Here is a 26571-nt window from a genome sequence, read left to right as displayed (position 1 = left end):
CAGCTTGTTAAAAGCTTCCACTGATCCGCAAATGGTGCTACACTTTCGTTCTTCCCAAATCCAACGGTTTCATTTTTACATGACCACTATCCGCCTTAAAGAAAACGAGCCGTTCGAAGTCGCTATGCGTCGCTTCAAGCGCACTATCGAAAAAACCGGTCTGCTGACCGAACTGCGCGCTCGCGAGTTCTACGAGAAGCCAACTGCAGAGCGCAAGCGCAAGCTGGCCGCCGCAGTGAAGCGTCACTACAAGCGCATCCGCAGCCAGCAGCTGCCGAAGAAGCTGTACTAATCCGACTGCATCCACGGCTTGGTCCGGTGACAGCACTGTCCCGGCGAGTCGCTGAGCGTCCACAAGCCCGCTCCGGTTGTTACCGCGGCGGGTTTTGTCGTTTATATCATTCGAACATGGAGATGACATGAGCCTGAAAGCCCAGATTACCGAGGACATGAAAACCGCGATGCGCGCCAAGGAAAGCGCCCGCCTGGCGACCATTCGCCTGATCCTGGCGGAAATCAAGCGCAAGGAAGTCGACGAGCAGATCGAACTGAACGACGCCCAGACCCTGGCCATCGTCGAAAAGATGATCAAGCAGCGCAAGGATTCGATTACCCAGTTCGAAGCAGGCGGCCGTGCCGACCTGGCCGATATCGAGAAATCGGAACTGGCGATCCTGTCGGCCTACATGCCGGCCGGTCTGTCGGACGAGGAAGTCGCCGCCGAAGTGGCCGCGGCCGTGGCTGCCACCGGCGCTGCCGGTCCGGCGGACATGGGCAAGGTGATGGGTGTGCTCAAGCCGAAGCTGGCGGGGCGTGCGGACATGACCGTGGTTTCGGGTCTGGTGAAGAAGGCGTTGTCGGGCGGTTGATTCGACGTCCGTTACCGCGTGGGCAGGAGACCTGCCCACCCTACAACGGCGATTTTCCGTAGGGTGGGCGGGTCTCCCGCCCACGCGGTCAAGCAGCCGAAGCGTCACCCCGGTGCACGCTTACGACAGCGATCCCATCAAGGCCTTCTGCCTTGTCATAAATCAATTTGCAGTCAGCGCTGCGGTATAGTCTGAGTTGAGACAAACACTGAGTACCTCCTAGTGATTCCGCAATCCTTCATTACCGATTTGCTCAACCGTGTCGACATCGTCGACATCGTCGGCCGTTACGTCCAGCTGAAAAAGGGCGGGGCCAACTACATGGGCCTGTGCCCATTCCACAACGAAAAATCCCCCAGCTTCACGGTCAGCCCAACGAAACAGTTCTACCACTGCTTCGGCTGCGGCGCCCACGGCACCTCGATCGGCTTCCTGATCGAATACTCGGGCATGGGCTTCGTCGATGCCGTCAAGGACCTGGCCCAGGGCGTGGGCATGGTGGTCCCGGACCAGGACGACAAGATCCCGCCGCAACAGCGCGCCGCCCAGCAGGCGCAGTCGCTGGCGATGACGGAAGCCCTGACCCAGGCCTGCGCCTACTACCGTGCCCAGCTGCGCGAAGCCCCTCACGCCATCGCCTACCTGAAGAACCGCGGCCTGACCGGTGAGGTCGCCGCCCGCTTCGGCATGGGCTACGCCCCCGGCGGATGGGACAACCTGCGCTCGGTCTTTTCCGACTACGACGCGCTGGCGCTGGTCGAATCCGGCCTGGTGATCGACAAGGTCGACGAGGACGGCAATAACAAGAAACGCTACGACCGCTTCCGCGAGCGCGTCATGTTCCCGATCCGCAATACCAAGGGCCAGGTGATCGGCTTCGGCGGCCGCGTGCTCGACGGCGGCGAACCGAAATACCTGAACTCGCCGGAAACCCCACTGTTCCAGAAAGGCCTGGAGCTGTACGGCCTGTTCGAGGCGCGACAAGCGATCCGCGACGCCGGCTATGTGCTGGTGACGGAAGGCTACATGGACGTCGTCGCCCTGACCCAGCTCGGCTTCCCGCAGGCCGTGGCGACCCTCGGTACCGCCTGCACCAGCACCCACGTGCAAAAGCTGCTGCGCCAGACCGACACCGTGATCTTCAGCTTCGACGGCGACAAGGCCGGCCGCCGCGCCGCCCGCCGTGCGCTGGAAGCCTGCCTGCCGCAGGTGACCGACGACAAGACCATCAAGTTCCTGTTCCTGCCGCAGGAACACGACCCGGACAGCTTCGTGCGCGAACGCGGCGCCGAAGCCTTCGAACAGGAAATTCACGACGCGATGCCGCTGTCGCAGTTCCTGCTGCGCGAAGTCAGCGCCGAGCACGACCTCGACACGCCGGAGGGCAGGGCGCATGCCCAGCACGAGGCCAAGCCGATGCTGCAGGCCATGGCGCCGACCGCGCTGCGGCTGCAGATCGTGCGCGGCCTGGCCAACCTCACCGAATCGACGTCGGCCGAGATCGAATCGCTGTTCGAGTTGTCCAAGCCGGTATCGGTGGTGCGCCGCGCGCCGCCGCGCCAAGGCCGTCCGAAACCGGTCGGGCTCGAGCTGCAGATGCTGCGCATCCTGGTCTCGCACCCGCACCTGGCGCACCTGCTGAACGACGAGGCGCTGGCCTCCTTCGACTACTTCGGCCAGGAAGCCGCCGATGCGCTGCGCCACCTGGTGCACCTGGCCCAGAGCCTGGGCGAGTACGGTACGTTCGCGGCCTTGTCACAACAGTTAAAAGAAGTGACGGCAGAATACGACAGTTTGATCTCGGAAATTGCCGCTGAGCCGGAGTCGGACGTTGACGCAGACCGTGTCTGGCTGCTCAGTGCGGTGCGCCAAATCAAGATGGACGCGTTAAAACAAGAACTTAACCAGTTGTTTTCCTCGGGCCTGACCCCAGATCAGGTGAGTACTCGCTACCGCGAAATTACCGCCCAGCAGGACCTCCTGGCCCGAGAAGCTGCCGCGGATATGTCGCCCCGATAAGCCTTGGCAACGCGGCCTCGACGGCCAGTGTTCGCGACTGGAAAAAGCAGGGGTGCGTGCTATAATAAAACGCTAACTATTGCAACCTTTGAAACCATTTTTCGTTTCAATCGCGGCGTGGAGTTTCAGTTAGCGAGGCAACAGATGATTGCCTGCAGGGTGATGTAAGGTAACAAAACTTTATCTTTAACCATCGTAAAGTTAGTCGTTGTGACTTCGAAAGCGCCTGTGCCAACCAAGAAACCCGAAACCAAAGTGGCTGCAAAGACCACGCGAGCGTCCGCCAAGGTGGACAAAGGCCAAGACCAGGCCGAGGTTCGTACGGCGAGCCCGGCACCGGTTAACGCGACGACCGATGCGGCCGCACTGGCCGCCATCGATACGTCCGGTTACGTCCTGCCATCCGTCAAGGTCCCCGGACGCCGTGGCCGCAAGCCCAAGGAATTCACGCCCGAGAACGATGAGATCGCCGCACTGAACGCAGTCGAGCGCGCCGAACTGAAGGCCGCGGACAAGGCCAAGGCCAAGGACCGCAAGGCCAAGGAAAAAGCGCTGCTGAAAGACGCGTTCTCGTCGGATACCGAAGCGAGCGAAGAAGAGCTCGAGATCCGCCGCAACAAGCTCAAGGCCCTGATCAAGTCGGGCAAGGAGCGCGGCTTCCTCACGTACTCCGAGATCAACGACCACCTGCCGGACAACATCGTCGATCCGGAAGCGATCGAAGGCATCATCGGCACCTTCAACGACATGGGCATCGCCGTCTACGAGCATGCCCCTGACGCGGAAACCCTGCTGCTGTCCGACAATGTCGCCACCGTCACGAGCGACGACGAAGCCGAAGCGGCCGCCGAAGCGGCGCTGTCGACCGTCGACTCCGACTTCGGCCGCACCACCGACCCGGTCCGCATGTACATGCGCGAAATGGGTTCGGTCGAGCTGCTCACCCGCGAGGGCGAGATCGAGATCGCCAAGCGCATCGAAGACGGCCTGAAGGACATGATCCAGGCCATCTCCGCCTGCCCGGTGACGATCGCCGAGATCATCGACACCGCGTCGCGCATCGAGAAGGACGAGATCAAGATCGACGAGATCGTCGACGGCATGGTCGACCCGGACGAGGACGAAAACACCTCGCCGACCGCGGTCGCCCCGACCACGACCGACGACGAAGACGAGGACGAGGACGAAGCGGAAGAAGCCGAGGAAGAGGAAGAAGAAGGCGGCGCCGCATCGGGCGCGGCCGGCTACTCGGCCGAACAGCTGGAGGCGCTGAAGCAGGCTGCTCTCACGAAGTTCAACAACATCGCCGACCAGTTCGACAAGATGCGCAAGGCCTTCGAAAAGGATGGCTACAACTCCAAGGCCTACGTCAAGGCCCAGGATGCGATCTCCGACGAGCTGCTGGGCATCCGCTTCACGGCAAAGGTCGTCGAAAAGCTGTGCGACACCCTGCGCGGCCAAGTGGACGAAGTGCGTCACATCGAGAAGCAGATCCTCGACGTGGCCGTGAACCGCTGCGGCATGCCGCGCGCCCACTTCATCAAGGTCTTCCCGGGCAACGAGACGAACCTGGAATGGGTCGACGGCGAAGTCAACGCCGGCCACGCCTACAGCGCGATCCTGGGCCGTAACATCCCGACCATTAAGGAACTGCAGCAGCGCCTGATCGACCTGCAAGCCCGTGTCGTGCTGCCGCTGCCGGACCTGCGCAACATCAACCGTCAAATGGCGGCCGGCGAAATGAAGGCGCGCAAGGCCAAGCGCGAGATGACCGAGGCCAACCTGCGCCTGGTGATCTCGATCGCCAAGAAGTACACCAACCGCGGCCTGCAGTTCCTCGACCTGATCCAGGAGGGGAATATCGGCCTGATGAAGGCGGTGGACAAGTTCGAATACCGTCGCGGCTATAAATTCTCGACCTATGCGACGTGGTGGATCCGCCAGGCCATCACCCGTTCGATCGCGGACCAGGCACGTACCATCCGTATTCCGGTGCACATGATCGAAACGATCAACAAGATGAACCGGATCTCGCGCCAGATCCTGCAGGAGACCGGGGCCGAACCGGATCCGGCGACCCTCGCCATCAAGATGGAGATGCCGGAAGATAAGATTCGCAAGATCATGAAGATCGCGAAGGAACCGATTTCGATGGAGACGCCGATCGGCGACGACGACGATTCGCACCTGGGCGACTTCATCGAGGACAACAACACGCTGGCGCCGTCGGATGCGGCCCTGCACGCCTCGATGCGCGGCGTGGTGAAGGACGTGCTCGATTCGCTGACCCCGCGCGAAGCCAAGGTGCTGCGCATGCGCTTCGGCATCGAGATGTCGACCGACCACACGCTGGAAGAGGTGGGTAAACAGTTCGACGTTACCCGCGAGCGCATCCGCCAGATCGAAGCGAAGGCCCTGCGCAAGCTGCGGCACCCGTCGCGTTCGGACAAGCTGAAGAGCTTCCTCGAGGGCAGCAGCTGATTGTTGTAATCGAAGCTTGACGGACCTGCACTAAAAGCAATATCCTCTCGCCACTCTGCTTCACGGTACCGCGCCGCTGAAGCGGGTGGCGAGATCACTTTCTAGCCACTGTCCCGATTTCTGGGCCTCTAGCTCATGCCTGGTTAGAGCAGCGGACTCATAATCCGTTGGTGCCCGGTTCGACTCCGGGGAGGCCTACCAATAAAATCAAAGACTTACACTAGTTTTGTAACGAAACAACGTACCGCAAATCAGCGTAAGTTCCGCAAATTCCGATTTCTACCGCCCTGTTTAGCTCACATTCCTGTTAGCAATGGCGTTAACGTAGTTAGAATTGCCTTTGTTTCTAGTTACGAAGAAAAGTCGGACATACCTTGCAAATTTCACACGGCTTAGTAAGTTTCTTGCTAGAATTGCTCGATCCTTTAGAATGTACTCCTGGTTAGCTTAAGATCATCATTCGTAATGAAAGGTGCAAATGGCAACGAAATCGACAAGTGCTAAGGTAGCTAAGACTGCCTCAAAAGTGATAAAAAGCCCTTCAACGGGTGCCGGTTCAAAAACTGCGGCAGGAAGCGCACTGTCGCAGAAAGGTAACGATAAAAAGACATCTACGACGGCAGCGAGTGCTGCGTCTAAAGTTTTGCGAGATGGTAGGACTGGTACGGCATCTAAAAGCGCAGCCGGGTCGGCATTGACTCAGAAGGCTGCCGCGTCAAATTCTGGGACCAGTAGTGGCGGCCCTCGGAAGAAGAAATGATTCTCAAAGACGCACTCGAGAATTACTACACGTTCAGCGGAAAGACGAGCGAAATTGTTCGTCAGCTGGGTCTAGCGGGAATAGCAGTCGTCTGGCTCTTTAAGCAGGACAATAAGACGTTTACGCAAATTCCCGCTGACCTTAAATTGCCGCTCCTGCTAATCGTAGTTGGGCTCGCATGTGATCTTTTGCAATATGCTGTGTCAACCCTTATTTGGGGGTCATATCACCGGTACAAAGAGGCCGGCGGGATCAATCCGAAGCATAGTTTCCAGGCGCCATTATCAATCAATATCCCGGGGATTACATTCTTTGTCCTGAAAATCCTATTTATTGGATCAGCCTATTTTTACCTTTTGAAATATATAAATAGCTTCATTGTCTTTAAATAAATATGGAGTTTAAGCAGTAGTCAAGGAGTTATATGAACCCGTTTCTTTCAGGCGAAATTGCCAGTCGATTAAGACAATTTCAAATAATCGACAGGCAAGCCGCAAGTCTCAAAGGAATCATGATTCCGAATCCAGAGTCAGGCTTTGAAAGCGAAAGCTTTGTAACTATAAAGTCTGTGGAAGATACGGAATTCGATTTCTTGATTACTACAATGGGTGTGGAAATTTATGCATATTATTCTAAAATCCTAAGGAAAGTTCAAAACGCTTTTGTTCCAATGGGCAGGATCGAATTTTTTCAGAAAAATCGGGATCCTAGAATCGTAGACGTTTTCGATGGCGAGAATTTACTTGAGATTGAGTTTTCCGCGAACGGCAATTTCCAAATATTTGATGACTATTTAAACTGCAGTCCATCGAGAGATAGAATCGGAATGACTCGTGATGTAATCGTCACGCAAGTAACTGAGGCATTGCACCGAAAAATATTTGACGACGGTTGATTAGCTTACTTCCTCGTCATTGCAGCAGAAGCGTGAGGACGAAATTTCAGACTGGCACGACGGACTGGATCTAGCCGATTGCGGATGCAGTCTACCGAGTAGTTCTGCATAACGTTGTCAGTTCCGAAGAATTAATTTGCGCATGGTGAGGGTAGTCTATGGAGCATATTCTTAAAGCTGTGGAACTGGCCGCGAAATATGCGTGGGCTTCATCCGTAGCTATAGCATTCGTGTTGTTCGTTCCTTGGCATGTCGCCGTTGACTTAGGGATTCACACGATTCGCACTGCATATCGCGGATACCTCTGGATCGGCTTAGTTGCTTCTCTCGCTTTATTTGTTAGCTCGGCGGGACCAGCACTCAAGAGTTTTTTTCTCAGCTACTGGACGCGGCGTGCTGAGCATCAAAAGGCTGCTGAGGCTAAAGCATCGCGCCGTGGCTTAATGCTCGAGCGACTCCGTGGTCTAAGCCCTGATGAGCTCGGCTTGCTCCAGTATTGTCTCTACCACGGCCAGCAAACAGTGTTTGGTGAAGCGCATCACCCGATTGCCGGGGCCCTTATTGGCAAGAGAATGATGGTTATGGGGTCCGGAACTGTCTGGCGTGTGCCGTACACGTTTGGCGATGAGGCGTGGGCGCTTGCACGCGAGCACGTTGAAGAATTCCTTCCAGTCGCCGTGCGTGAGCATCCGAATGCAGAGGCGTTTCTCGCGAAGTTTGAAAAAAATCTGAAGCCACAGGTTCTTTAGTTAATCATGCCGAGCAGCTGCCCGGCTATCGGCCTAGCTGGTTGATTATTGGTTCAGGTCATTTAGTAGGATCACTAGTTTCCCTTCTGGTACTGGATGTATTGCCTAGTCATCGTTGCCGAAGCATGGCCACGCAGACTCTGTGCCGCTTTCATGCCCTGTTGTTCATCCTTGTTCGTCCCGGCCTTGGCGCGTAGGTCGCGGAATTAAAAGTCGCGAATGCCATCTCAAGATCAGGACGCCAGGCTACGGCCCAATACCGAGCTTGATTGAAAGCACAGCGGAACTGGCCTTCGCTCATAGGAACTAACTGAAGGCTGGTCACTTTCTCGGTTTGTCGTACGCAAGGATGCGGTCTATGACAGCCTTAAGCTCGCCCTCAATGGCAATCCACAGCTTCGACTTTGTCTTGTTCTGCTGCGCCGAAATCGCGCCATCCTCTATAGTTCGAGCTGTAGGTCCCATACCATAATGCGAGTAATGCCAGACATCTCCGTTCGTCCGCTTACTGTATCCCGCGTCCGGTCGTCGCCCAATACATCCCGCCCAGCAGGTGAGCAAGGTACTGCGGATCGCGATACGCCCGCACATCGTGCCCAAGAGTCGTCACGAACACACGCGACTTGCCGACCTGGTGATACCAGGCCACCGGATGGTCCTTGCCCATGCCGTTCGCGACTTGCCCTTTCCAGATTTTGGTCGGGTCGTAGCTGGCTTCGTCCACTGCTAGCACGGTATTGATCTTCACGTTGTAGGGATTGGTCAGCTCATACCATTCGTCGCTCCAGATCCAGCGTTGAGGCACGCCGAAGGTGGCGGGGAAGTTCTTGTCGACGGTATCGATGACGGCCGTCTGCAGCATCGGATGAATCCGGAACGAGCGCCCGACCAGCTTTTCATACCAAGGCCAGGCGCCGGGAGGATTGAAGATCACAGCGCGGTGCACAATCACAACGTTGCCGCCGCCATTTACGTACTCTTCAAAAGCCTTGCGCTGCTTCTCGTTGAACTCCTCGCCAGAGGAATTCATCAGCACGATCGCCGCATAATGTTTCAGCTCGCCCTCGAGGGCTTGCATCTGGGTGGACCAGGTCACGTCGAAGGCATGCAGCTTGCCCATCTGTTCGAGGCTGTCGCGCGCCACCGGGATGTATTCGTAGTGGTATTTGTTGGGTCCTCCCAGCACCAGCAGCTTGAACTGCGGCTCCGCCCAGCTGGCGGAAATGAAGGCGAAGCATGCAAGCAATCCGACGACCAGCCGTTTCATATGTTCCCTCGGTAATGGACCCATCAACGAATGAAGCAAGCATAACAGCAGAGCGAGGGCAGGGCAGGTAAACAAAAAACCGGCCCGAAGGCCGGTTCTCGTCAGCGAAGGCAGCGACTTAGAAAGTAAAGTCAGCCGCCTTCGACGAAGCCGTTGCCGGCTGCACCGCAATGTTGGCGCCCTTGGCGACTTTCAGCACGCCGATCAGGAAGGAACCGGAATCGGTCACGACCTTGCCCAGCACCGGCAGCGAGTCCTTCACGGGGATCAGTTTCGGCAGGCTCAGCGGGTTTGCACTGGCTTTCGCGATCAGCGACTGGCCGGTCTTAGTCAGGTCAACCGCCTGCAGTCCGCCGATGCCGAAGTTCAGCAGTGCCTGGCCAATCATCTTCTTCTTGTCGCTGCTCAGCGAGCCGATGCGCTTTTCCATCTCGCCCGAATCCAACAGGGTCTGGGCCGCCGCCTGCTCGGACTTGTAGAGTTCAGCGAACTTGGCTGCCTTCTCGGCCGGGTCGGTGATCTTTTTGATGTCGGCGAGCTTGGCGCGCTTGCCTTCGATTTCTTGGTCGCTTGCGAAAGCGGCATTGATGGCGGTGACCGACTGGCCGGCCAGCTCGCCCAGCGCTGCGCTTTTCGCGACGAAGGTACCGACATCGGCACCGATATCGCCGCCGGAGACAGGCGACTTGGCGCCGGCCAGCATCGAGCCCAGGCCGCCCAGTTGGGCATTGGCTGCGCCGGCGGCCATCAGGCAGGCGGCAATGACGATTGCTTTGCGAATCATTTTCATGGTTTTCCCTAGTTTGAGTTCATCTTGTTGATCAGGTCTGCCTGCATGGACAGCCCGTTTTCTAGCCCTCTATATCCGTAGAAAGCATTCTTTTCCGACGACGGAAAGCCGCCGAAATCTGTGCGCAGCCCGGAGACAAAGGTCTTTTGTACCTGGCTATCCTTTTTCAGGTGCACTAGCATTCCGGTCTGTACCGTCACCTTGCAGCTCTGCGGGCCGTCGCACTGGGGCGCCGCCACCTCGCGGACCGTATAGCCCGGTTGGCTGCAGACCTCCACCGATGGACGCTCGAGCTTGGTGTCGAACAGCCCGAGGCTCAGCAGCGAGTTGGCCTGTGCGTAGAACTTCGGATCACCGACGTACGAGGCAAACTTTTTCGACTGGTATTGGGCATGGCGCGCCAGCGGCGAGAAGTAGCCGACGTCGATCAGGTTGTCCTTGCCCACATAGACCGGCTCGTCGCAATCGATCACCCGCGTGGCATTCGGCGGCACCTCGGTGTACAGGCGCAGCAGGTCGCCATTGCGCGGGCGCGGCAAGGCCGGGTTGACGGCAGCGTAGGGAAAGCCCACCAGCTCGCCTTCGGTGACGGCACCGCCGGAGCCACTACCGGCTTCCAGGTCGAGCAGGGCGGGCTTGCCGCCCACCTTGGCGTCGAGCGGGTGCAGGATGTCGAACGCCACCTTGCCGCCGGCCGGCATGCCGGACAGGCCGCTTACCCACACCTTCTCCTTGTCGACGCGCTCGATCTTGTAGTCACGTGGCGCGAAACGCACGTTGGCCAGGAAGTTCTGCGCCAGCTTGGCGGTCGCATTCTTGAGCGACACTTCCTTGGCCTGTGCCAGGCCCAGGCCTTCGCCGTCGATGCGTTTGATCGCGTAGTTGTCGTCGCCCAGCCCGGAATAAATCACGCGCCCGTGGCGATCGATCACCTGCGCCGTCACCAGGGTGCGGAACATTTCCTCGGTCTTGGTGCCGCCGGCGCCTGCCAGGGTCACGGACGGGCTGACCGTCGGCGTAAAGCGCAGGAAGTAATCGGGCGCATCCTTGGGCGAGCCGGTCGCCTCGGCCATGCCGGCGATCTTCTGCCAGGTCACGCAGTTGGCCGAGCGGGTCAGGAGTTCCTTGGTCTGGGCGAAGTTCACGTCCACCGGCGCCATCTGGAAGGATGCCTTGAAGCCGATATCCTTCTCGAACAGCGCCGCCACCGAGCTGGCCCAGCTGTCGCTGCCATCCTGCGAGACGACCGGCATGATGCGTGGCTTGGTGCTGGCGTCGGCCGCGCTCTCGAAGATGAACTTGAGGCTGCTGCCGACCGAAGCACTGCCGGCCGCGGCCTTGATGACGGCGTAGCCGGTGTCCGCGTACAGCACGTCGAAGATCGCTTCCTTGCCCGCCGCGTCACGCGCCTCGACCTGCTCGCCCTTGACGAAACCGGCTTCCGCGCCGCGGTCGGTCACATAGAAGTCGCCGTCGCGTCCGACGATCTTGACGTTCACGTCCTTCGGATCGAAGGCCTGGCGCGCGCTGGCGACGAGGCTGGCCGCCTGGGCTTCCAGGTTGCGGATCAGGGTCTGGCGGATGACGGCGTCGGCAGCGCCCGACTCGTATTCCCTGCGGCCCAGGCTGAAGGGCGAATAGACCGTTTCGCTGATCGTGTAGACCACCTTGCCCAGGCTCGGGCGGACGAACTGCACGTTCAGGGTGATCGGAATCAGGACGTCGATGTTCTCGCCCTTGGGCACCTCGTAGACCGAGGCGCGGGTGATCCCGAGCATGACGGCATAGGTGTCGCCCACCGCGACGGAAGGCGAGGCCTTGCATTGCAGGTTATCGTCGTCGACGAACTTGTGCGCGCCGGCCACCTTGACGTCGGCCACCTGGCGCGGATGCACCAGCGATTCGGGGTAGGCAGCGTGCAGGCGCCCGACGAAGCCCTTGATCAGCTGGCGCTGGGCCTGCCGTCCGGCCTCGTCGTCGAACAGCCTGGCCATGAGCTTCTGGTCGAGCAGCTTGTACTTGTCGCGCGCCTCCTTGGAGACGCCCTCGATTTCCTTGACGGGGAAGAGGTAGAACTGCGCACCGGATGCGCCGGCGCTCAGCGCCAGCGCACAGGCCGCAGCGATACCGCGGGCCACTTGACGCATCAGATCTCCACCGGGCACTTGCCCTCAACGCAGAACACCATGCGGTTGCCGCGCTGCTCGAAGCGTGCGTTCTTGTAGACCGAGCCTTCGCCCTCGGCGATCTCGTCGATCAGGTCTTCCACCGTTTCGGAGAAATTACCTTTGGCGACGACGGTCCAGCGGCGCATACCCTCGGAGGCGTTATCGTCCGCCTGTACTTCGACCACGCCTGCGGCGTCCTTGATCTTGGCCGAGAAGTCGCGGCGCAGCTTGGCCGGCACGCGCGAGTCGCTGTAGAGCGCCACCACGTAGGTGCGGCCACGGCTTGCCGCCACCTGCAGTTCGCGCTGCGCATTGGTGCCGACGTTGTCGGCCAGGGCCCGCGCCATCGCCTCGGACAGGTTGGCGCGGCAGTTCTGGTCGGACGAGCCCAATGCGCGCTTGACGATGGTGCCGGAGATGAAGCCTTCGCCGGTATCCACGTCGGACGAAGTCAGCATCAGCTGGCCGGCGCAGGAAACGTGGCCGCTCGATGTCGTGCCTTCCGAGTTCATCACGGCGGTGCCATAGACCAGGTACTTGGCCTTGTAGTTGCCCTGGGCAGCCTTCTGCAGATACATGTCGAACTTCTGCTGACGCGCGATTTCCGAGTTGGTGAGGCGGCGGCCGTTTTCAATACGGAAGTCCTTCTCGTCCGTGAACGAGAGGTTGTATTCGCGCACCACCTGCTGCAGCTTCTGGTTGATCATCGCAGCCGAATCGTCCGATGGCTTGGCGTTGTCGATACCCGGGAACACCTGGCGCACCTTGAGGTTGACCACGTCGTTCTGCTTCTCGACCGCGTTCTGGCGGGTGGCGAAGCTCGATGCGCTGGCGGACTTCGCGGCGCTGGCGCTGGACGAGGAGGCGCTCACGGCGGCCTGGGACGAGGAGCTTCCTGCCGCGGCCGACTTCTGGGAGGCGGCAAAGCTGGAGTCGCTCGAGCCTGCCACGCGGGTGTCACGGGCGCCGGCCACCTGGGTGCTGCGTGCGCCCGCGGCCGCGCCGCCGTAGCCATCCTGCAGGGCGGCCGAGCTGCGGTCCGAACCCGAGAAGGACGCCTTGTCGGAACCCGCGAAGGCGGACTTGTCGCGCGCTGCAACGGCCGACTGGGAACTAGCGGCGAAGGCCGACTTTTCGGACGATGCTGCGGCGAAGCTGGACTTCTGGGCGCTGGCCGAGCTGCTCGATGCGCTCTTCGCGCCGGAGCTGGTCGCGGTGTAGTCGGACATCGAGCTCTTGTCGTGCGAGTAGTCGATTTCCGTCACCAGGGGCTGCGACGGGTCCAGCTTGGTGCCGACGCCGTAGTATTCGTCGATCAGGAACAGCACTTTCGCACTGGCCGACGACGCGGTCGAGGTGATGCCGAGCACGCGGGCCATGTCCATGAACTGGGCGGCGTCCACTTCGAGGGCGGTCTTTGCGGTCAGCACGTCGCCTTCGGCATTGAAGCTGGTCTTCATGTTGTCGGCCAGCTGCTTGCGCAGGTCCACCAGCCCGTCACGCACCTTGGCGCTGGAGGGATCGGCGCCGAGCCTCAGCTTGAGCAGGCGCAGGACGGCGTCGTTCTCGGCTTGCTCGCGTGCCACGCGACGCGCTTTGATCAGGTCGCCGTTGTTCGCCTTGACGCTCACTTCGATCGAGCCGTTGGCGGAAAGTGGCTCCGCATGTGCCATGCTGAGCCCGAGCGCGAACAGCGCCGATGCGATAAGGGTTTTCTTCATGTTGTGTTCTGCGAGAAGGTGGGATGTGGGCGAATCAGTCCGGCAGCTTGACCGAGACGTCGCCGGCGCTGGCTTCGACGCCCTTGGCGCCGACGCTGGCGCTGGCGTCAGGCGCCGCGGGCGCCGCTGCAGCCTGGGCCTGCACGCCATCGGCGGTTGCCTTCACCGCTTCCGGAGCGGCCGGTGCTTCTGGTGCGGCAGGACTGTCGATCGCGCTGGCCGGGGCGGGGTCGGCCTTCTTGTCGCAAGCGGAGAGGAGGGGAATAGCGAAGCACAGTGCGAGGACTGTGGCATTGAAGGTTTTGGACATGGCAGCTGAACTGTTATGGTTTTTAGAGCGTTCAAGTTACAGGACTGCAATATTTCTGTAAAGAACCAACCATAATTTATTTGCTACGCATACGGCCTGCCAGGCACCACAGCATGAACTTCGCAAAGTAGAGCACGACAAGCGTTCCGCCAAGGTCGCCCGCCGCCATCGCGACAAAACTGGCGCCCAGGTTTTCCTTTTGCTCGTAGAGCGCGAACCACAGGTGATGCAGGAAAGGACTCGCCAGCGAGAACATGAGCGACAGGATGAGCAGGCGCTTCGGCGTCAGGTTTTGCAGCGAAGGCTGCAAGCCGGAAAAGTGCTGCATCGCGCGGTACACCAGGTAGGGGCTGGCGCTGGCCAGGATCCCGCCCGCGAAGGAGCGCACCGGATCGTTCGGAAAGAACTCGACCACGCACACGATCCAGGAAATGAACAGCAGCCCGATGGCGCCGGCTTCGGCGAAGAGCAGGATGGCCAGCAGGCGCACGCCGGCCGGCAGGTAGATCCAGGCAATCCCGGGAGCAAACTCGAGCGCCGCAAACAGCAGCTGGTTGACCTTCAATACCGCAAAAAACAGCAGCATGGTCACCGCAACCATGGCAGTATGCAACTTGAATTGGTTCATTGTGAACAGCGCTACAGTAAAATGGCCAATCCAGCCGCGACGAGGGACCCGAGCATAGCTTATCTGTTCACCAACTTGCAACTGCCTGAGATGAAGCCAACCCGCCCAGCCGACATCTATCTACGCTTTCTGCAGCTCACCGAAGCACTGCGTGGCCTGCCTACGCTGCCGGAACTCGATCCCCTCGAAGAACGCATCCTGGCCCTGGTGGCGCGGGCGCGCCAGGAGAACGAGCGCCTGTCGGTGCGCGACATGATGGCCAAGGACCAGCTGGGTTCTCCGGCTACCGTGCACAACCGCCTGAAATCGATGCGCGAGAAGGGCTGGATCGTGCTCACCGATACCGAGGACAGCCGCCGCAAGCAGGTCGACCTGACCCAGGCGGCCTTGCAGCACTTCGACAGGCTGTCGCAGTGCATGCTCAACGCCACCGGCGCCAAGGGCTGATTCCGGCGTAACAGCGCATGGCAGGCCCGTCTAGCTGGTGGCGACGGCGCGCGCCAGCCCCTTCATGTTCTCGACCGTCTCGATTACATCGCGCACGCGGAAGGGTTTGATCAGGATGCGGCTGACCCCGCAGGAGCGCAGCACCTGGATCAGCTCGGCATTGGCGGATTCCACCAGCACCGCGATTGGGATCGTGGCCGGGCAAGCGCCCTTGCCGGAGCGGATCTGCTGGATCAGGGTGAGCCCGCGCAAGGCATCGCTCGGCTCCGGCCACTCGAGCGCGATGACCAGGCCGTCGAAGCGGCGCAGCTCGCACATCTGGTGCGCGGTCGGATAGGTGGCCGTTTCCGTGACGTCGGCCGCGCCGAGGTCGCGCAGGGTGAGGGACACCGTGCGGCGCAGCAGGTTCGCCGGTTCGACCAGCAGCAGGTTGAAGGCCCCCGGCTTATGCATTGGTCTCCACCCCCGGCGAAGCCAGTTCGAGCATCGCCAGTTCGCGCAGGCTCTTCAGGATCGACAGTTCGACCGCGTCGAGCGTGCGTGGGCGGGTGTCGATCAGGCACAGGGTGCCGATCACGAGCCCATCCTTGCCCAGCGGCGCGCCGGCATAGAAGCGGATGTGCGGCGCGCCCGTCACCAGCGGATTGTCGTGGAAGCGCGGGTCGAGCAGGGCGTCCGGCACCAGCAGGATGTCGTTGCTGTGCAGCGCATGCGCGCAGAAGGAAATGTCGCGCGAGGTTTCGCAGGCTTCCAGCCCGACGCGCGCCTTGAACCACTGGCGCTCGCTGTCGACCAGGCTGATCAGGCAAATGGGGACGTCGAACTCGCTCGCGGCAAACGCCACGATCTTGTCGAGCCGCTCCTCGGGCGGCGTGTCGAGCAGCAGCATGTCATACAGCAGCGCGAGGCGCTCCTGCTCGTTGTCGGGAATCGGTGGCTTGATCATGAGGGCATTCGGTGGCTGCTGCAAACACCGAACGATAGCCGATTTTTACGCCTGCGGCCAAGCCTCCCGCAATGGGAAGGCGCCCCGCCTCAGCCAGCCGCGCTCGATGCTGAACTTCCACCAGCGTTCGGCGCCGGGATCGGGTGATGCATCGCCGTGCCAGTCGACTTCGGCGATGCCTTGCAGCTGCAGGATGTCGCCGCTGTCGAAGTCAAGCATCACGAGCGCGGCGCGCGGCTCCAGCAGCAGGTTGCCCAGGGTGTTGAAGTAGCGGTTTCCCGCGTAATCGGGCACGTGCAGGACATGGCCTTGCAGGCGCAGGAAACCGGCTTCGCCGCCGCGGTGCGAGATGTCCAGGCCGCGTGCCGCGCCTCCCCCGGTGGCGCCGCTCGAGGTGGCCACGAACATGGTCTCGCATGCGGCGACCAGGCGTGCGGCTTCCGGCGGCAGTTGCGCGCCGAAGACCTCGCTTGGTCCGGCCTGGCGCTGCACGCGCTCGAGCCGGCGCACGTGGATGTAGCGCGGGCAGTTGCCGAAGGATTGGTGCACGTCGACCAGCAGGCCGCCGCCATCCACCTGCGCGACGACGCCGTTCTCGCGGTTGCGGCGGCGCGTGCCGAGGTCGATGCCGAGCAGGCCGACGTCGGTACCTGCGTGCAGGCAGGCATGGGCCGGGTCGGCGGCATCCGGCAGGGCGGCGATGCGCAGCTGGCCGGGTTCGGGCGAGCTCGCGAAGCCGGGTTCGCCATGCAGCAGCGTGGCCAGCGGCCGGCCGTCCCCGTCCGCCAGCGCCACGCACACGAAAGGCAGCAGGGCAAAGAACTGGCGGTGCTGGTCCGGCATCTGCGAGCGGATCGGCGCGCCGGGCGGCCCGCCGCCTGCCAGCTGCTGGGCGCGCAGTTCGCCGGCGTGGAAGGGTTGCGGGATGCGGTAGTCGTTCATGCTCAGTCCTCCGGCATCGGCACGAAATGCGGCAAGCTCTGGACCCGTGCGATCCAGGCACGCAGCTGCGGATAGGGCGCCAGCGACACGCCGCCTTCCGGCGCGTGCGCGACATAGGAATAACAGGCCAGGTCGGCCAGCGTCGGCGCAGGTCCCGCCAGGAAGTCCTGCCGCGCCAGCTGCGCTTCCATGAAGCCCAGCACCTTGTCGGCCAGCTTGTGCATGAGTTCCTGGGGCATGCCGGTATCGCCCCAGCGCGCCGTCACCCGCGCTTTGGCCGGACCGAAGGCGATCTCGCCGGCCGCCAGCGACAGCCAGCGCTGCACCTGGGCCGCTCCGACCGGATCCTCCGGCAGCCAGCCGCTGCCGGGTGCATAGCGTTTCGCCAGGTAGACCAGGATCGCATTGCTGTCCGCCAGCACCAGCTCGCCGTCCTGCAGGACAGGGATCTGGCCGAGCGGATTGATGCCGCGGAACGCTTCGCTCTGGCGCACCGAAGCCGGCGCATCGATGAAGCGGTAGGGCAGCTGCAGCATGTGCAGCAGCAGCTGGACGCGGTGGGTGTGGCCGGACAGGGCAGTGCCGTGGAGGGTGATGGCAGTCGTGGTCATGGTGGGATCCAGTTGATTGGGATAGGTCATGCTATCCACGGCAGCGTCGTTGCGGAATGGGGCATAATCGCAATTCACTCTTTCGCAGATTGCAAGAATCATGGACCGTCTGGACGAACTGCAGGTCTTCCTGGCCATCCTGGACGCGGGCAGCATGTCCGCAGCCGCGCAGAAGCTGCGCCGTTCGCCTTCGGCCGTCACGCGCAGCCTCGCCACCCTGGAAGAGCGCGTCGGCCTGCGCCTGTTCGAGCGCAGCACGCGCCGCTTGACGGCCACCAGCGAGGGACTGCGCCTGGCCGAGCAGGCGCGGCGCCTGCTGGCGGACTACGAGGGCGCGATCAGCGAGCACGACGCGGCGGTGCCGCGCGGCCTGCTGCGCGTGACGGCGCCGATGGTGTTCGGCCGCCGCCACGTGGCGCCGATCGTCACGCGCTTCCTGATGCGCTATCCGGAAATCCAGGTCGAGCTGGTCCTGGGCGATCGCAACATGGACCTGATAGAAAACGGTATCGACGTCGCGCTGCGCATCGGGCCGCTCGACAGTTCCGGCCTGGTGGCGCGCCGGGTGGGCGAGGTGCGGCGCATGACGTTGGCCAGTCCCGCTTACCTGGCGCAGCATGGCGAACCGGCCACACCGGAGGACCTGGGAGGGCACGAGCTGATCCTCGGCACCGCGGTGCGGGGCCTGGCGGAGTGGCGCTACCGTACGGGCGAGCGCGAGCACATCGTGCGCTTCACGCCGCGCCTGCGGCTGAACGACATCGAGGGTGTCCTGAACGCGGCGCGCGCGGGCTTCGGCATTGCGCAGGCGCTGTCCTACCAAGCGGCGCCCGACCTGCAGGCGGGCAGCCTGGTGCGCCTGTTAAGTGCCTACGAACCGGAGGCGCTTCCCGTGCACCTGGTCTTCCCAAGTGCGCGGCACATGGCGCTGCGGGTGCGGGCCTTCGTCGATTTCGCGGTGGAAGAGCTGGGGCAGCTGCCGCTGATTCGCCAGGCTTAGCGATGCTCCGTCACGCCCACCTGCCGGCACATGTCGAGCACGGGGCAGGTCGAACACTTGGGCTTCGTCCCGGTGCAGATGTGCTTGCCGAACGGGACCAGCAGCCGGTTGATGGTGATCCAGTGCTGTCGCGGCAGCGTGGCTTCCAGCGCCAGCAGGGTCTTCTCGGGCGTCGCCGCCTTCACATAGCCCCAGCGCCCAGTCACCCGGTGCACGTGGATGTCGACGCTGATGACGGGCGTCCCGCAGGCCACGCCCAGCACCAGGTTGGCGCACTTCGGACCGACGCCGGCAAAGGACAGCAGCACCTCGCGTTCGCCCGGCAGGGTTTCGCCGAAGCGTTCGACCACCTCGCGCGCGATTGCCAGGATCTGCTGTGCCTTGCGCTCGTGGAAGGTCGAGGGGCTGATCAGGGCGTCCAGTTCTTCCCAGCCGAGCCCCGCGATGGCGGAGGGCGTGCGCGCCTGCGCGAACAGCCGGCGCGACACCGGCAGCGTCACTTCGTCGTAGGTGCGGATCGAGATGATGCAGGCCAGCAGCTGCTCGAAGGTCGACGTAAACCCTTCTTCGGCCAGCTGGAACAAGGCCGCCTTGGGCCAGGGCTGCACGGCCGCTTCGATGCGCTCGAGCGCGAGGTCGATGTCGAAGGGCCGCTTGTCCATGCTATGCGTCGCCGCCGCCGCCCGACCTGCGGCTCCTGAGCCAGTCGTGCCCGCCCGCCTTCAGGGCCTTGGCGATGACTTCCGGCGGCAGGCTGTAGACAGTGGCCCAGGTGGCGCGGCCGTCGGCGCTGTTCGACGGGAAGCTTTCGGTTTCGATCGGCCAGTGGTACTTGCGCTTGAGCGCGCGCACGATGGCGGCGAGGGTGATGCGGCCGCGCAGCGGTTCGGCACCCAGCTGGTCTTCGTTCGACAGCAGCACTGCGAGCACGGCGCCGCGCGCGGTCTGGGGTCCGGGAAAAATGGGGGTCTTCTTGGGCATGGGGCGATTGTAGCCGGGCTCGCTTTACTGCAGCGCATGCAGGCTGCCGTCCTTCCCGAGCTCGTACCTGGCCAGGTCGCGCGCGAGGAACAGCGTGCCGGTATAGTGCTCGCGCGCCTCGCGTTCGATGTCGTTCAATGTCAGCGCGCCTTCGCGGTCCTGGTAGCGCGGGCTGAAGTGGGTCAGGATCAGGTTCGGCAGCGCCGCCTCTTGCGCCATGCGCGCCACCATCGCGGCCGAACTGTGCTGCGGGCCGGGGCCGACCTTGTGCAGGACCGCTTCGGTATAGGTTGCCTCGTGCACCAGCAGGTCGGCGCCGTTCGCTTCCCTCGCCAGGAGCTCGGGGCTGTCGTTGTCGCCCGCGATGATCACCTTGCGCGAGCGGCGCGGCGGCAGCAGGAACTGCTCCGCCACCACGACGCGCCCGTCCGCCAGCACCACGTTGCGGCCCTGCTGGATCTCGCCCCAGGCTGGTCCCGCCGGGATGGCGCCCGCCTTCAGCTTGCCGATGTCGAGTTTGCGCTCGACCGCGGCCTCGGTGAAGCTGTAGGCCCAGCAATCGATGCGGTGCGACAGGCGCGTGGCGTGCACGCGCAGGTCAGGAAGGATGTCGGTGTGCGCCAGGTCCTCGATCGCCACCCAGTCGATCGGGTAGGGGAGCGTGAGCTGGGTCGCTTCCATGATGCATTCCATCATGCCGCGCAGCGGCGCCGGGCCGACGATGGCCATCGGCGCCGTGCGATTCAGCATGCCGGCGCTGGCCAGCAGGCCGGGCAGGCCGTAGCAGTGGTCGCCATGCAGGTGGGTGATGAAGATGGCGCGCAGGCTCATCGGCGACATGCTGGTGCGCAGCAGGCGATGTTGCGTGCCTTCGGCGCAGTCGACCAGCGACCAGTGCTTTGCTCCGCGCGTGCGCAGGGCGATCGCCGTCATGTTGCGCGACCGGGTCGGTGTGCCGGAGGAGGTTCCGAGGAATTGGATTTCCATAAGTAAGGACATTATCCGGAATCGGGCCAATGCGGCGTCAGCTTGCTTGCGGCGTGCAAACATCATGAAGCTTGATCGGTCTCAAAGCGTTTTCGCAACCACGGGAACCGCGTGCACTCCTAGGTGCTTGCGCTGTCTGAATTGGCAGGACGGCCGCCATGGTGCGGCTGCCTTCTGACCATGCAAAGGAGATGTCATGCGCAGCATTTATCCGCTCGTCGCGGCAGCATGCCTGCTGGCCGCACCCCTTGCCTCAGCCGCCCAGTGCGGTCCCGGAGGCAAGGTGAACGTCACCGCGCAACGCGCCACCGTGGCCGGCCCGAACGGCTTCATCGCCACTGGCGCCCAGCTTGCCAGTGAAGTCGAGGGCAGCTATGCGCTGTCGAATGGCCGCCGGCTCGAGCTGATCGACCTCGACCAGCAGGTGTATGCCGATTTCGGCAAATGGAGCCGGGTGCGGCTGGACGAAGTCGGTCCGCACCGTTTCGCCTCGCGTGAGGGCGACGTCCAGATGACCTGGCTGCCGGGCGAGCGCACCGACACCATTGTGCTCAGCTATCCGGCCGACAGCCGCGGACGCTTCAAGCGCGGCTGTTCCTGAGGCAGTCTAGCCTCGCCCCGGGCGCTCCAGCCGGAGCGTCGGCAGGTAGCGCCACAGGTAGATGCTGACGCCCGCGCCGGTCAGCAGCAGCACGCCGACCAGCAGCGGGCGATCCGTTTCAAGCAGGCGCCGCATCGCCAGCAGCAGCGATACCCACAGCATGGCCGTGGCGACGATCTTCGCCTTCAGCGGAATGCCGCGGCCGCCCTCGAAGTTGCGCAGGTATTCCCCGAACACGCGGTGCGACAGCAGCCAGCCGTGCAGGCGCTCCGAGCCACGCGCGAAGCACCACGACGCCAGCAGCAGGAAGGGCGTGGTCGGCAGCAGCGGCAGGAAGATGCCGAGGATGCCCAGCAACAGCGCCAGCACCCCCGCCGCGTTATAGAAGGGTTTCATGCTCGCACTCTAGCATGCAGCTCCTGGCCGGGAATAGCGTTGCTTTGCGGCATCAAATCCATCAAATTTAAGCCAACAATAAGTTCCACAAGGAAACGACAGGTATAATCGACTCCATCACGACGGGCGCGATCGAGAACTTATAGCAGGCGCAAGCAAGACGCCCGGCTTCGCCTCCTTCGCCATTGTTCCGCTGCCGCAGTCCGTCGTCCATGCCTTCGCTTACTCCCTCCGCCAAGCCCCCATCCCGCGTACGCCTGGGCGATTTCTTCCGGCCCCGCGTGCTGCGCGACCTGGCCATCTACCTGGCCTTGATGCTGCCCATCGTCTGGGGTCTGGTGGCGGTCGAGCAGTCGCGCTTCGCCAGCCTGGCCCAGGCCGGCAGCAAGCGCGACCTGCGCAACTATGCCCGCGTCTTTACCGAGGAAGTGCGCGCCACCGTCGGCATCGTCGACCTGTCGCTGATCCAGCTGCGCAGTATCTGGCAGAACGACCGCGCCGACTTTCCCAAGGCCGTCGGCGAGCATGCGCGCCACCTGCGCCAGCGGGTGCCGCTGATGGTCACCGTGTTCGACGCGCAGGGCAGGGTGGCCTACACCAATGCCGCCCCCTCGCACGGCGGGCGCGACATGCAGCAGGCCATCAGCTACCAGGCCCACCTCGGGATCAGCGACGACCGCATCTACGTGAGCCGGCCGGTGATCTGTCCGCTCACGCACGCCTGGGCGGTGCAGTTCAGCCGCTCGGTCCGCGACGCCCAAGGCCGCCTGCAGGGAGTGATCATGGCCACCGTCGCGCCGGATTACTTCGTGCGCTTCTACGACGACATCGACCTTGGTCCCAACGCCTCGGTGTCGCTGATGCGCACCGACGGCACCGTCATCGCGCGCAGCACCCGCGGCAGCATCAACCACGGCACCGGCCAGGTGCTGAAGGACAATCCGCATGCGTCGCACAGCCCGGTGACGGGGAGTTTCCGCCGCGTCGGCCAGATCGACGGCATCGAGCGCTTCTACACCTGGCACAAGCTGCCCGAATACGGCATGGTAGTGACGGTCGGCGAAGCGGTGCAGGATGCCGAGGCCCGCTTCACCCAGCAGCGCGCGGTGCTGACCTGGGTCGGCGCCGCCGTCTCGCTCGTCCTGACCCTGCTGGGTTGGGCCGCCCTGGGCGCCACCGACCGCCGGCGCCGGGCGCTGAAGGCGCTGGCCGCGGCCGAGGCGCGCTGGAAGCTGGCGCTGAGCGCCACCGGCGACGGCGTGTGGGACTGCGACGTGGTAACGGGCCTGGCCACGCTGTCGGCGCGCGCCCGCAAGATCCTGGACACCGAGCGCTCGGTGATCTCCTGGTACGGCAGCGCGCTCGACGCCATTGTCCATCCCGACGACCTGCCGGAGCTGCGTGCGCAACTGCGCGGCCACCTGGCGGGCAAGACCGAGGACTTCGCGGCCGAGTTCCGTGTACGCCTGCGCAATGGTGACTGGAGCTGGACCGACGCGCGCGGCACCGTCAGCGAGCGCGACGAACTCGGCATGCCGATGCGCATGGTCGGCACCTTCTCCAATATCGACGCCCGCAAGCACGAGGAAGCGCGCATGCGCCGCCTGGCGCACGAAGACGCGCTGACCGGGCTGCCCAACCGCGTGCTGCTGGGCGACCGCCTGCGCCAGGCCATCCGCACCGCCAGCCGCGACGGCCACAAGGTGGCGGTGATCTATTTCGACCTCGACCAGTTCAAACCCGTCAATGATACCCATGGCCACGCCGTCGGCGACCGCCTGCTGCAGCTGGTGGCGCGGCGCCTGCGCGCTGGCCTGCGCGAAGCCGACACGCTGGCGCGCGTGGGCGGCGACGAATTCGTCGTGCTGCTGCCGCGCTGCGACAGCCTGGCCGATGCCTCCACCGTGGCCGAGAACATCCTGTACCAGCTGAACCAGCCCTTCGAGGACGGCGAACTGGTGCTGCGCATCTCGGGCAGCCTGGGCATCGCCCTGTTCCCCGACGACGGCATGGACGCCGAAGCCCTGCTGCACGCGGCCGACCTGGCGATGTACGACGCCAAGGCGCACGGGCGCAACCGCGTGACCGCCGCCTACCAGGCGTAGGGTGGGCGGGTTTTCCCGCCCACGCGGTCTACGCACGTTTGATCCGCCACACGGCTTACGTCCGGCTCTACCGTACGATGCGCCGATGTCCCGCTACCGTCGCGCCACTACTGGCACTTCGTACTTCTTTACCGTCGTCAGCCACAGGCGCTGTCCGATCTTGTGCGACCAGCCAATACGGGAGGCTTTGCGTTCTGCAATCGAACGCGTCCGTCTTCGTCTGCCATTCAGGATCGACGCGATGGTCCTGATGCCTGACCACTTGCATTGCATCTGGACGCTGTCAGACGGAGACACGAATTTCTCGACACGCTGGTCTCAGATCAAGCATGCCGTGTCCTACGCATGCCGCGATGCATACGAGTTAAGCCTTTCCACATCACGCCGGCAAAAGCGTGAAGCTCCCATCTGGCAGCGGCGCTTCTGGGAACATCAGATCCAGGACGAAATCGACATGGAGCGCCACGTCGATTACATCCATTTCAATCCGGTGAAGCATGGCTTGGTGGGTGCAGTGTCGGAATGGCCGTATTCGACGTTTGCACGGTGTGTGCGAGACGGAATCTATGCAGTGGATTGGGGAGGCAATCCGGATTGTGAAGGAATGCGTTTTGAATAGGCGTTGTAACAGGGTATGCGTTGGTTGACCGCGTGGGCGGGAGACCCGCCCACCCTACCGAAATGCAATCCTGTCAAGTCACGTGGCGCGGCAGGTAGATCGTCACCGTCGTTCCCTTGCCGGGTTCGCTCGCGAGGCGGATGTCGCCGCCGCTCTGGCGCGCGAAGCCATGCGCCATCGACAGGCCCAGGCCCGTGCCCTTGCCCTCGGGCTTGGTGGTGAAGAAGGGCTCGAAGGCGCGCTCCATCACGTCCTGCGGCATGCCGTGGCCGCTGTCGGCGACCGCCACCGTGACGTAGTCGCCCGGCGCCAGGTCGGGGTCTTCGCCGATGTGCACATTGTCCAGGGCCAGCACGATGCGGCCGTTGCCTTCCATCGCGTCGCGCGCATTGATGACCAGGTTGAGCAGCACGTTTTCCAGCTGGTTCGGGTCGACCAGGGTGGCCCACAGGCCGGGCGGGACGCGCTTTTCCAGCGTGATGTGGTCGCCCGCGGCGCGCTGCACCAGGCTGTCCATGCGTTCCAGCAGCGCGTCCACGTGCACTTCCTGCGGGTGCAGCGGCTGGCGCCGCGCGAAGGCCAGCAGCTGGCCCGCGAGTTTCGCGCCGCGCTCGACCGCGTCGAGGATGCTGAGCAGGCGCTTGCGGTTGGTGTTGTCGGCGCGCAGCATCAGCTGCACGTTGGCGCTGATGATGTGCAGGATGTTGTTGAAGTCGTGCGCCACGCCGCCGGTGAGCTTGCCCACCGCTTCCAGCTTCTGGGCGCGCGCCAGCGCCCGGCGCGCCTCGACCAGGCCTTGCTGGCGCTGCTGCTCGCGCGCTTCCGCTTCCTTGCGCTGGCGGATGTCGCGCACGAAGGCGGTGGCGCCGAAACCGCCTTCCACCACCAGCTGCGCCACGGTCACCTCGGCCGGGATACGCTGTCCCTCGTGGTCGACGACCAGCAGTTCGGTCGGCGCGCCCAGCATCGCGCAGCTGCCGCCGCGCGCGAACACCGCGAAGCCGGCGCGGAAGGCGGCGCGCCGTTCTTCCGGCAGCAGTTCCTCTGCGTTGCGCCCGATCGCCTGCGCCGCGCTCCAGCCGAACAGGCGGCTGGCCTGGGTATTCCAGCCGGTGATGCAGCCCTGCGCATCGAGCGTGACGAATGCGTCCGGCGCGTTCTCGAGGATCACCTGGATGCGCTTCTGCTCACTGGCGATGCGGTCGTGCGACTGGCGCAGCTCGAGCGTCATGTCCTGCGCCAGCTGCAGCGCGCGGCGGCGCTCGCTGGCCAGCAGCCAGACAACCAGGCTCAGCAGGACGCTGAGGCCGATGCCGGTCGCCGCGATCAGGAGCGGACGCGTGGTGTCGAGGCTGGCCTCGAGGGCGGCGCTGGAGCGCATCGTGATGGTCCAGGTGCGCCCGCCCGGGATGATCTGGGCGCTGGTGCGCAGCCGCGCGCGGTCGCTCGGACCATTCCAGGTGTTCGGGGAGCGGTACAGCAAGCTGGCGCCGTCGACCGGCTCGCCGTCGTGGATCTCGACCTCGAGGTCGAGCGAATGGGCGCCGCCCAGTCCCCGCATCAGGTCGTTGATCCGGAACGGGGCATAGACCCAGCCGACGATCGCGCTGCGCCTTTGCTCGACGGTGCCGGCCAGCTCGCCGGCGCGGTACACCGGCAGGTACATCAGGGCCCCGGCCTGCTGCCGGCCCGGACCCTCGTGCGAGAGGCCTTCCTGTACCAGCACCACCTTGCCGCTCAGGGCCGCCTGGCCGCTGTCGCGCGCGCGTTCCATCGCAGCGCGGCGCACCGGTTCGCTGAACATGTCGTAGCCGAAGGCGCGCAGGTTGCGCCCGCCGAAAGGTTCGATGTGGGTGATTGCCGTGTACAGCTCGCGCGGGCCGGGCGGGTGCAGCGTGTAGTCGGGATGGCCGCGGCGCCGCATGAGGGCTTCGTGCCTGGCCACCTCGCTTGGGGGCACGATGCTGGCGATGCCGAGCGCTTCCATGCCGGGGAAGGACTGGTCCAGGCGCAGCACGCGATAGTATTCTTCCCAGTCGCGCCGCTCGAGCTCGACCGAGCCGCGCAGGTAGCCGCGCGCGCCGCGCAGCACCTGTTCGTAGATCGCCATGCGCCGGCTGATGCTGTACACCATGTCGCGCGTGCGGTAGTCGAAGGTCTCGAGCAGCTGGCTTTCGGCGCTGCGTTTGGCGCTGCTCCAGGCGGTAAAGGTCACCACCAGGGTCGCCAGCAGCACCAGCATCGCCAGCAGCAGCGGCATCTGTCCGGAATCGGGCAGG

At 63.3% G+C, this 26571-nt stretch carries 27 protein-coding genes and 1 tRNA gene; 13 read left to right on the top strand and 15 right to left on the bottom strand.

The features are described from left to right. Positions 1 to 79 precede the first annotated feature (79 nt). The 8 genes from rpsU (at position 80) to LK542_RS13380 (ending at position 7773) form a co-directional block, all read left to right on the top strand. Positions 80 to 292, top strand: a complete 213-nt coding sequence (rpsU, locus tag LK542_RS13415) for a 30S ribosomal protein S21 (protein ID WP_005665410.1) — start codon at positions 80 to 82, stop codon at positions 290 to 292. Positions 293 to 419: 127 nt separating this feature from the next. Next, a complete protein-coding gene (locus LK542_RS13410) occupies positions 420 to 869 on the top strand; it encodes a GatB/YqeY domain-containing protein (protein WP_227799701.1) in 450 nt (149 codons plus the stop codon). A 222-nt stretch (positions 870 to 1091) separates the two neighbouring features. After that, on the top strand, positions 1092 to 2888 hold the full coding sequence (gene dnaG / locus LK542_RS13405; RefSeq protein ID WP_227812285.1) for a DNA primase: 1797 nt from the start codon (positions 1092 to 1094) through the stop codon (positions 2886 to 2888). Positions 2889 to 3176: 288 nt separating this feature from the next. Continuing rightward, on the top strand, positions 3177 to 5369 hold the full coding sequence (gene rpoD, locus LK542_RS13400) for an RNA polymerase sigma factor RpoD (RefSeq protein ID WP_374040141.1): 2193 nt from the start codon (positions 3177 to 3179) through the stop codon (positions 5367 to 5369). Positions 5370 to 5491: 122 nt separating this feature from the next. After that, positions 5492 to 5570: transfer RNA gene (locus LK542_RS13395), tRNA-Ile, on the top strand. Between the two features lie 555 nt (positions 5571 to 6125). Further along, positions 6126 to 6521, top strand: coding sequence for a hypothetical protein (locus LK542_RS13390; RefSeq protein ID WP_227812283.1), 396 nt, complete (start codon positions 6126 to 6128; stop codon positions 6519 to 6521). A gap of 32 nt (positions 6522 to 6553) precedes the next feature. After that, positions 6554 to 7024: a hypothetical protein gene (locus tag LK542_RS13385; RefSeq protein WP_227812282.1), complete on the top strand. Its 471-nt coding sequence runs from the start codon at positions 6554 to 6556 to the stop codon at positions 7022 to 7024. Between the two features lie 158 nt (positions 7025 to 7182). After that, entirely contained in the window at positions 7183 to 7773 is a 591-nt protein-coding gene (locus LK542_RS13380) for a super-infection exclusion protein B (RefSeq protein ID WP_227812281.1), read from the top strand. Between the two features lie 505 nt (positions 7774 to 8278). Here LK542_RS13380 and LK542_RS13375 read toward each other — a convergent pair. The 6 genes from LK542_RS13375 to LK542_RS13350 all read right to left on the bottom strand — a co-directional run bounded on the left by LK542_RS13375 (position 8279) and on the right by LK542_RS13350 (position 14615). Further along, positions 8279 to 9040 (bottom strand): ThuA domain-containing protein, encoded by a 762-nt coding sequence (locus LK542_RS13375; protein WP_227812280.1) that lies wholly within the window; start codon positions 9038 to 9040, stop codon positions 8279 to 8281. A 118-nt stretch (positions 9041 to 9158) separates the two neighbouring features. Then, positions 9159 to 9830, bottom strand: a complete 672-nt coding sequence (locus tag LK542_RS13370) for a hypothetical protein (RefSeq protein ID WP_227812279.1) — start codon at positions 9828 to 9830, stop codon at positions 9159 to 9161. An 8-nt stretch (positions 9831 to 9838) separates the two neighbouring features. Next, the gene (locus LK542_RS13365) at positions 9839 to 11977 is read right to left on the bottom strand and encodes a hypothetical protein (RefSeq protein ID WP_227812278.1); all 2139 of its coding nucleotides are present in this window, start codon (positions 11975 to 11977) and stop codon (positions 9839 to 9841) included. Further along, complete coding sequence (locus tag LK542_RS13360; protein ID WP_227812277.1) at positions 11977 to 13719, bottom strand: hypothetical protein; 1743 nt, start codon at positions 13717 to 13719, stop codon at positions 11977 to 11979. The genes LK542_RS13365 and LK542_RS13360 overlap by 1 nt, the downstream gene beginning before the upstream one ends. 34 nt (positions 13720 to 13753) lie before the next feature. Further along, the gene (locus LK542_RS13355) at positions 13754 to 14029 is read right to left on the bottom strand and encodes a hypothetical protein (RefSeq protein ID WP_227812276.1); all 276 of its coding nucleotides are present in this window, start codon (positions 14027 to 14029) and stop codon (positions 13754 to 13756) included. Between the two features lie 76 nt (positions 14030 to 14105). Further along, positions 14106 to 14615, bottom strand: coding sequence for a hypothetical protein (locus LK542_RS13350; protein ID WP_227812275.1), 510 nt, complete (start codon positions 14613 to 14615; stop codon positions 14106 to 14108). A gap of 132 nt (positions 14616 to 14747) precedes the next feature. Between LK542_RS13350 and LK542_RS13345 the strand changes: the two genes are divergently transcribed. Continuing rightward, the gene (locus LK542_RS13345; RefSeq protein WP_227812274.1) at positions 14748 to 15104 is read left to right on the top strand and encodes a winged helix-turn-helix domain-containing protein; all 357 of its coding nucleotides are present in this window, start codon (positions 14748 to 14750) and stop codon (positions 15102 to 15104) included. A gap of 30 nt (positions 15105 to 15134) precedes the next feature. Here LK542_RS13345 and LK542_RS13340 read toward each other — a convergent pair whose 3' ends face one another. The 4 genes from LK542_RS13340 to LK542_RS13325 are packed head-to-tail and all read right to left on the bottom strand — an operon-like array spanning position 15135 to position 17603. After that, positions 15135 to 15557 (bottom strand): response regulator, encoded by a 423-nt coding sequence (locus tag LK542_RS13340; RefSeq protein ID WP_227799683.1) that lies wholly within the window; start codon positions 15555 to 15557, stop codon positions 15135 to 15137. Continuing rightward, positions 15550 to 16050: a GAF domain-containing protein gene (locus tag LK542_RS13335; protein ID WP_227812273.1), complete on the bottom strand. Its 501-nt coding sequence runs from the start codon at positions 16048 to 16050 to the stop codon at positions 15550 to 15552. Before LK542_RS13335 ends, LK542_RS13340 begins: the two co-directional genes overlap by 8 nt. 45 nt (positions 16051 to 16095) lie before the next feature. Beyond that, positions 16096 to 16992 carry a pyridoxamine 5'-phosphate oxidase family protein gene (locus tag LK542_RS13330; protein ID WP_227812272.1) on the bottom strand — a complete coding sequence of 299 codons (897 nt, stop codon included), beginning with the start codon at positions 16990 to 16992 and terminating at the stop codon, positions 16096 to 16098. Positions 16993 to 16994: 2 nt separating this feature from the next. Next, on the bottom strand, positions 16995 to 17603 hold the full coding sequence (locus LK542_RS13325; RefSeq protein ID WP_227812271.1) for a glutathione S-transferase family protein: 609 nt from the start codon (positions 17601 to 17603) through the stop codon (positions 16995 to 16997). A gap of 100 nt (positions 17604 to 17703) precedes the next feature. On the opposite strand from LK542_RS13325, the gene LK542_RS13320 reads away from it, so the two are divergent. Continuing rightward, positions 17704 to 18603, top strand: a complete 900-nt coding sequence (locus LK542_RS13320; RefSeq protein WP_227812270.1) for a LysR family transcriptional regulator — start codon at positions 17704 to 17706, stop codon at positions 18601 to 18603. On the opposite strand, the gene nth is transcribed toward LK542_RS13320, so the two are convergent. Genes nth through LK542_RS13305 form a run of 3 tightly spaced genes read right to left on the bottom strand, consistent with a single transcriptional unit; the run spans position 18600 to position 20571 of the window. Further along, the gene (gene nth / locus LK542_RS13315; RefSeq protein WP_227812269.1) at positions 18600 to 19265 is read right to left on the bottom strand and encodes an endonuclease III; all 666 of its coding nucleotides are present in this window, start codon (positions 19263 to 19265) and stop codon (positions 18600 to 18602) included. The genes LK542_RS13320 and nth overlap by 4 nt on opposite strands. Position 19266: 1 nt before the next feature. Continuing rightward, positions 19267 to 19584, bottom strand: a complete 318-nt coding sequence (locus LK542_RS13310; protein WP_227812268.1) for a hypothetical protein — start codon at positions 19582 to 19584, stop codon at positions 19267 to 19269. Positions 19585 to 19608: 24 nt separating this feature from the next. Beyond that, positions 19609 to 20571, bottom strand: a complete 963-nt coding sequence (locus LK542_RS13305; RefSeq protein ID WP_227812267.1) for a ribonuclease Z — start codon at positions 20569 to 20571, stop codon at positions 19609 to 19611. Between the two features lie 196 nt (positions 20572 to 20767). On the opposite strand from LK542_RS13305, the gene LK542_RS13300 reads away from it, so the two are divergent. Beyond that, the gene (locus LK542_RS13300) at positions 20768 to 21172 is read left to right on the top strand and encodes a hypothetical protein (RefSeq protein ID WP_227799675.1); all 405 of its coding nucleotides are present in this window, start codon (positions 20768 to 20770) and stop codon (positions 21170 to 21172) included. 6 nt (positions 21173 to 21178) lie between these two features. On the opposite strand, the gene LK542_RS13295 is transcribed toward LK542_RS13300, so the two are convergent. Then, positions 21179 to 21568, bottom strand: coding sequence for a YbaN family protein (locus tag LK542_RS13295; RefSeq protein ID WP_227812266.1), 390 nt, complete (start codon positions 21566 to 21568; stop codon positions 21179 to 21181). 212 nt (positions 21569 to 21780) lie between these two features. Between LK542_RS13295 and LK542_RS13290 the strand changes: the two genes are divergently transcribed. Further along, positions 21781 to 23673 (top strand): diguanylate cyclase domain-containing protein, encoded by a 1893-nt coding sequence (locus LK542_RS13290; protein WP_227812265.1) that lies wholly within the window; start codon positions 21781 to 21783, stop codon positions 23671 to 23673. Positions 23674 to 23758: 85 nt separating this feature from the next. Continuing rightward, on the top strand, positions 23759 to 24292 hold the full coding sequence (locus tag LK542_RS13285; RefSeq protein ID WP_227812264.1) for a transposase: 534 nt from the start codon (positions 23759 to 23761) through the stop codon (positions 24290 to 24292). Between the two features lie 73 nt (positions 24293 to 24365). Here the strand turns inward: LK542_RS13285 and LK542_RS13280 are convergent. Continuing rightward, positions 24366 to 26571, bottom strand: a 2206-nt coding sequence (locus LK542_RS13280) for a CHASE domain-containing protein (protein ID WP_307728969.1), incomplete at its 5' end; no start/stop codon positions are given.

This window comes from Massilia sp. IC2-477 (genome assembly GCF_020707265.1).
Classification (GTDB): Bacteria; Pseudomonadota; Gammaproteobacteria; order Burkholderiales; family Burkholderiaceae_D; genus Telluria.
This window is presented reverse-complemented; position numbering and strand designations above follow the sequence as displayed.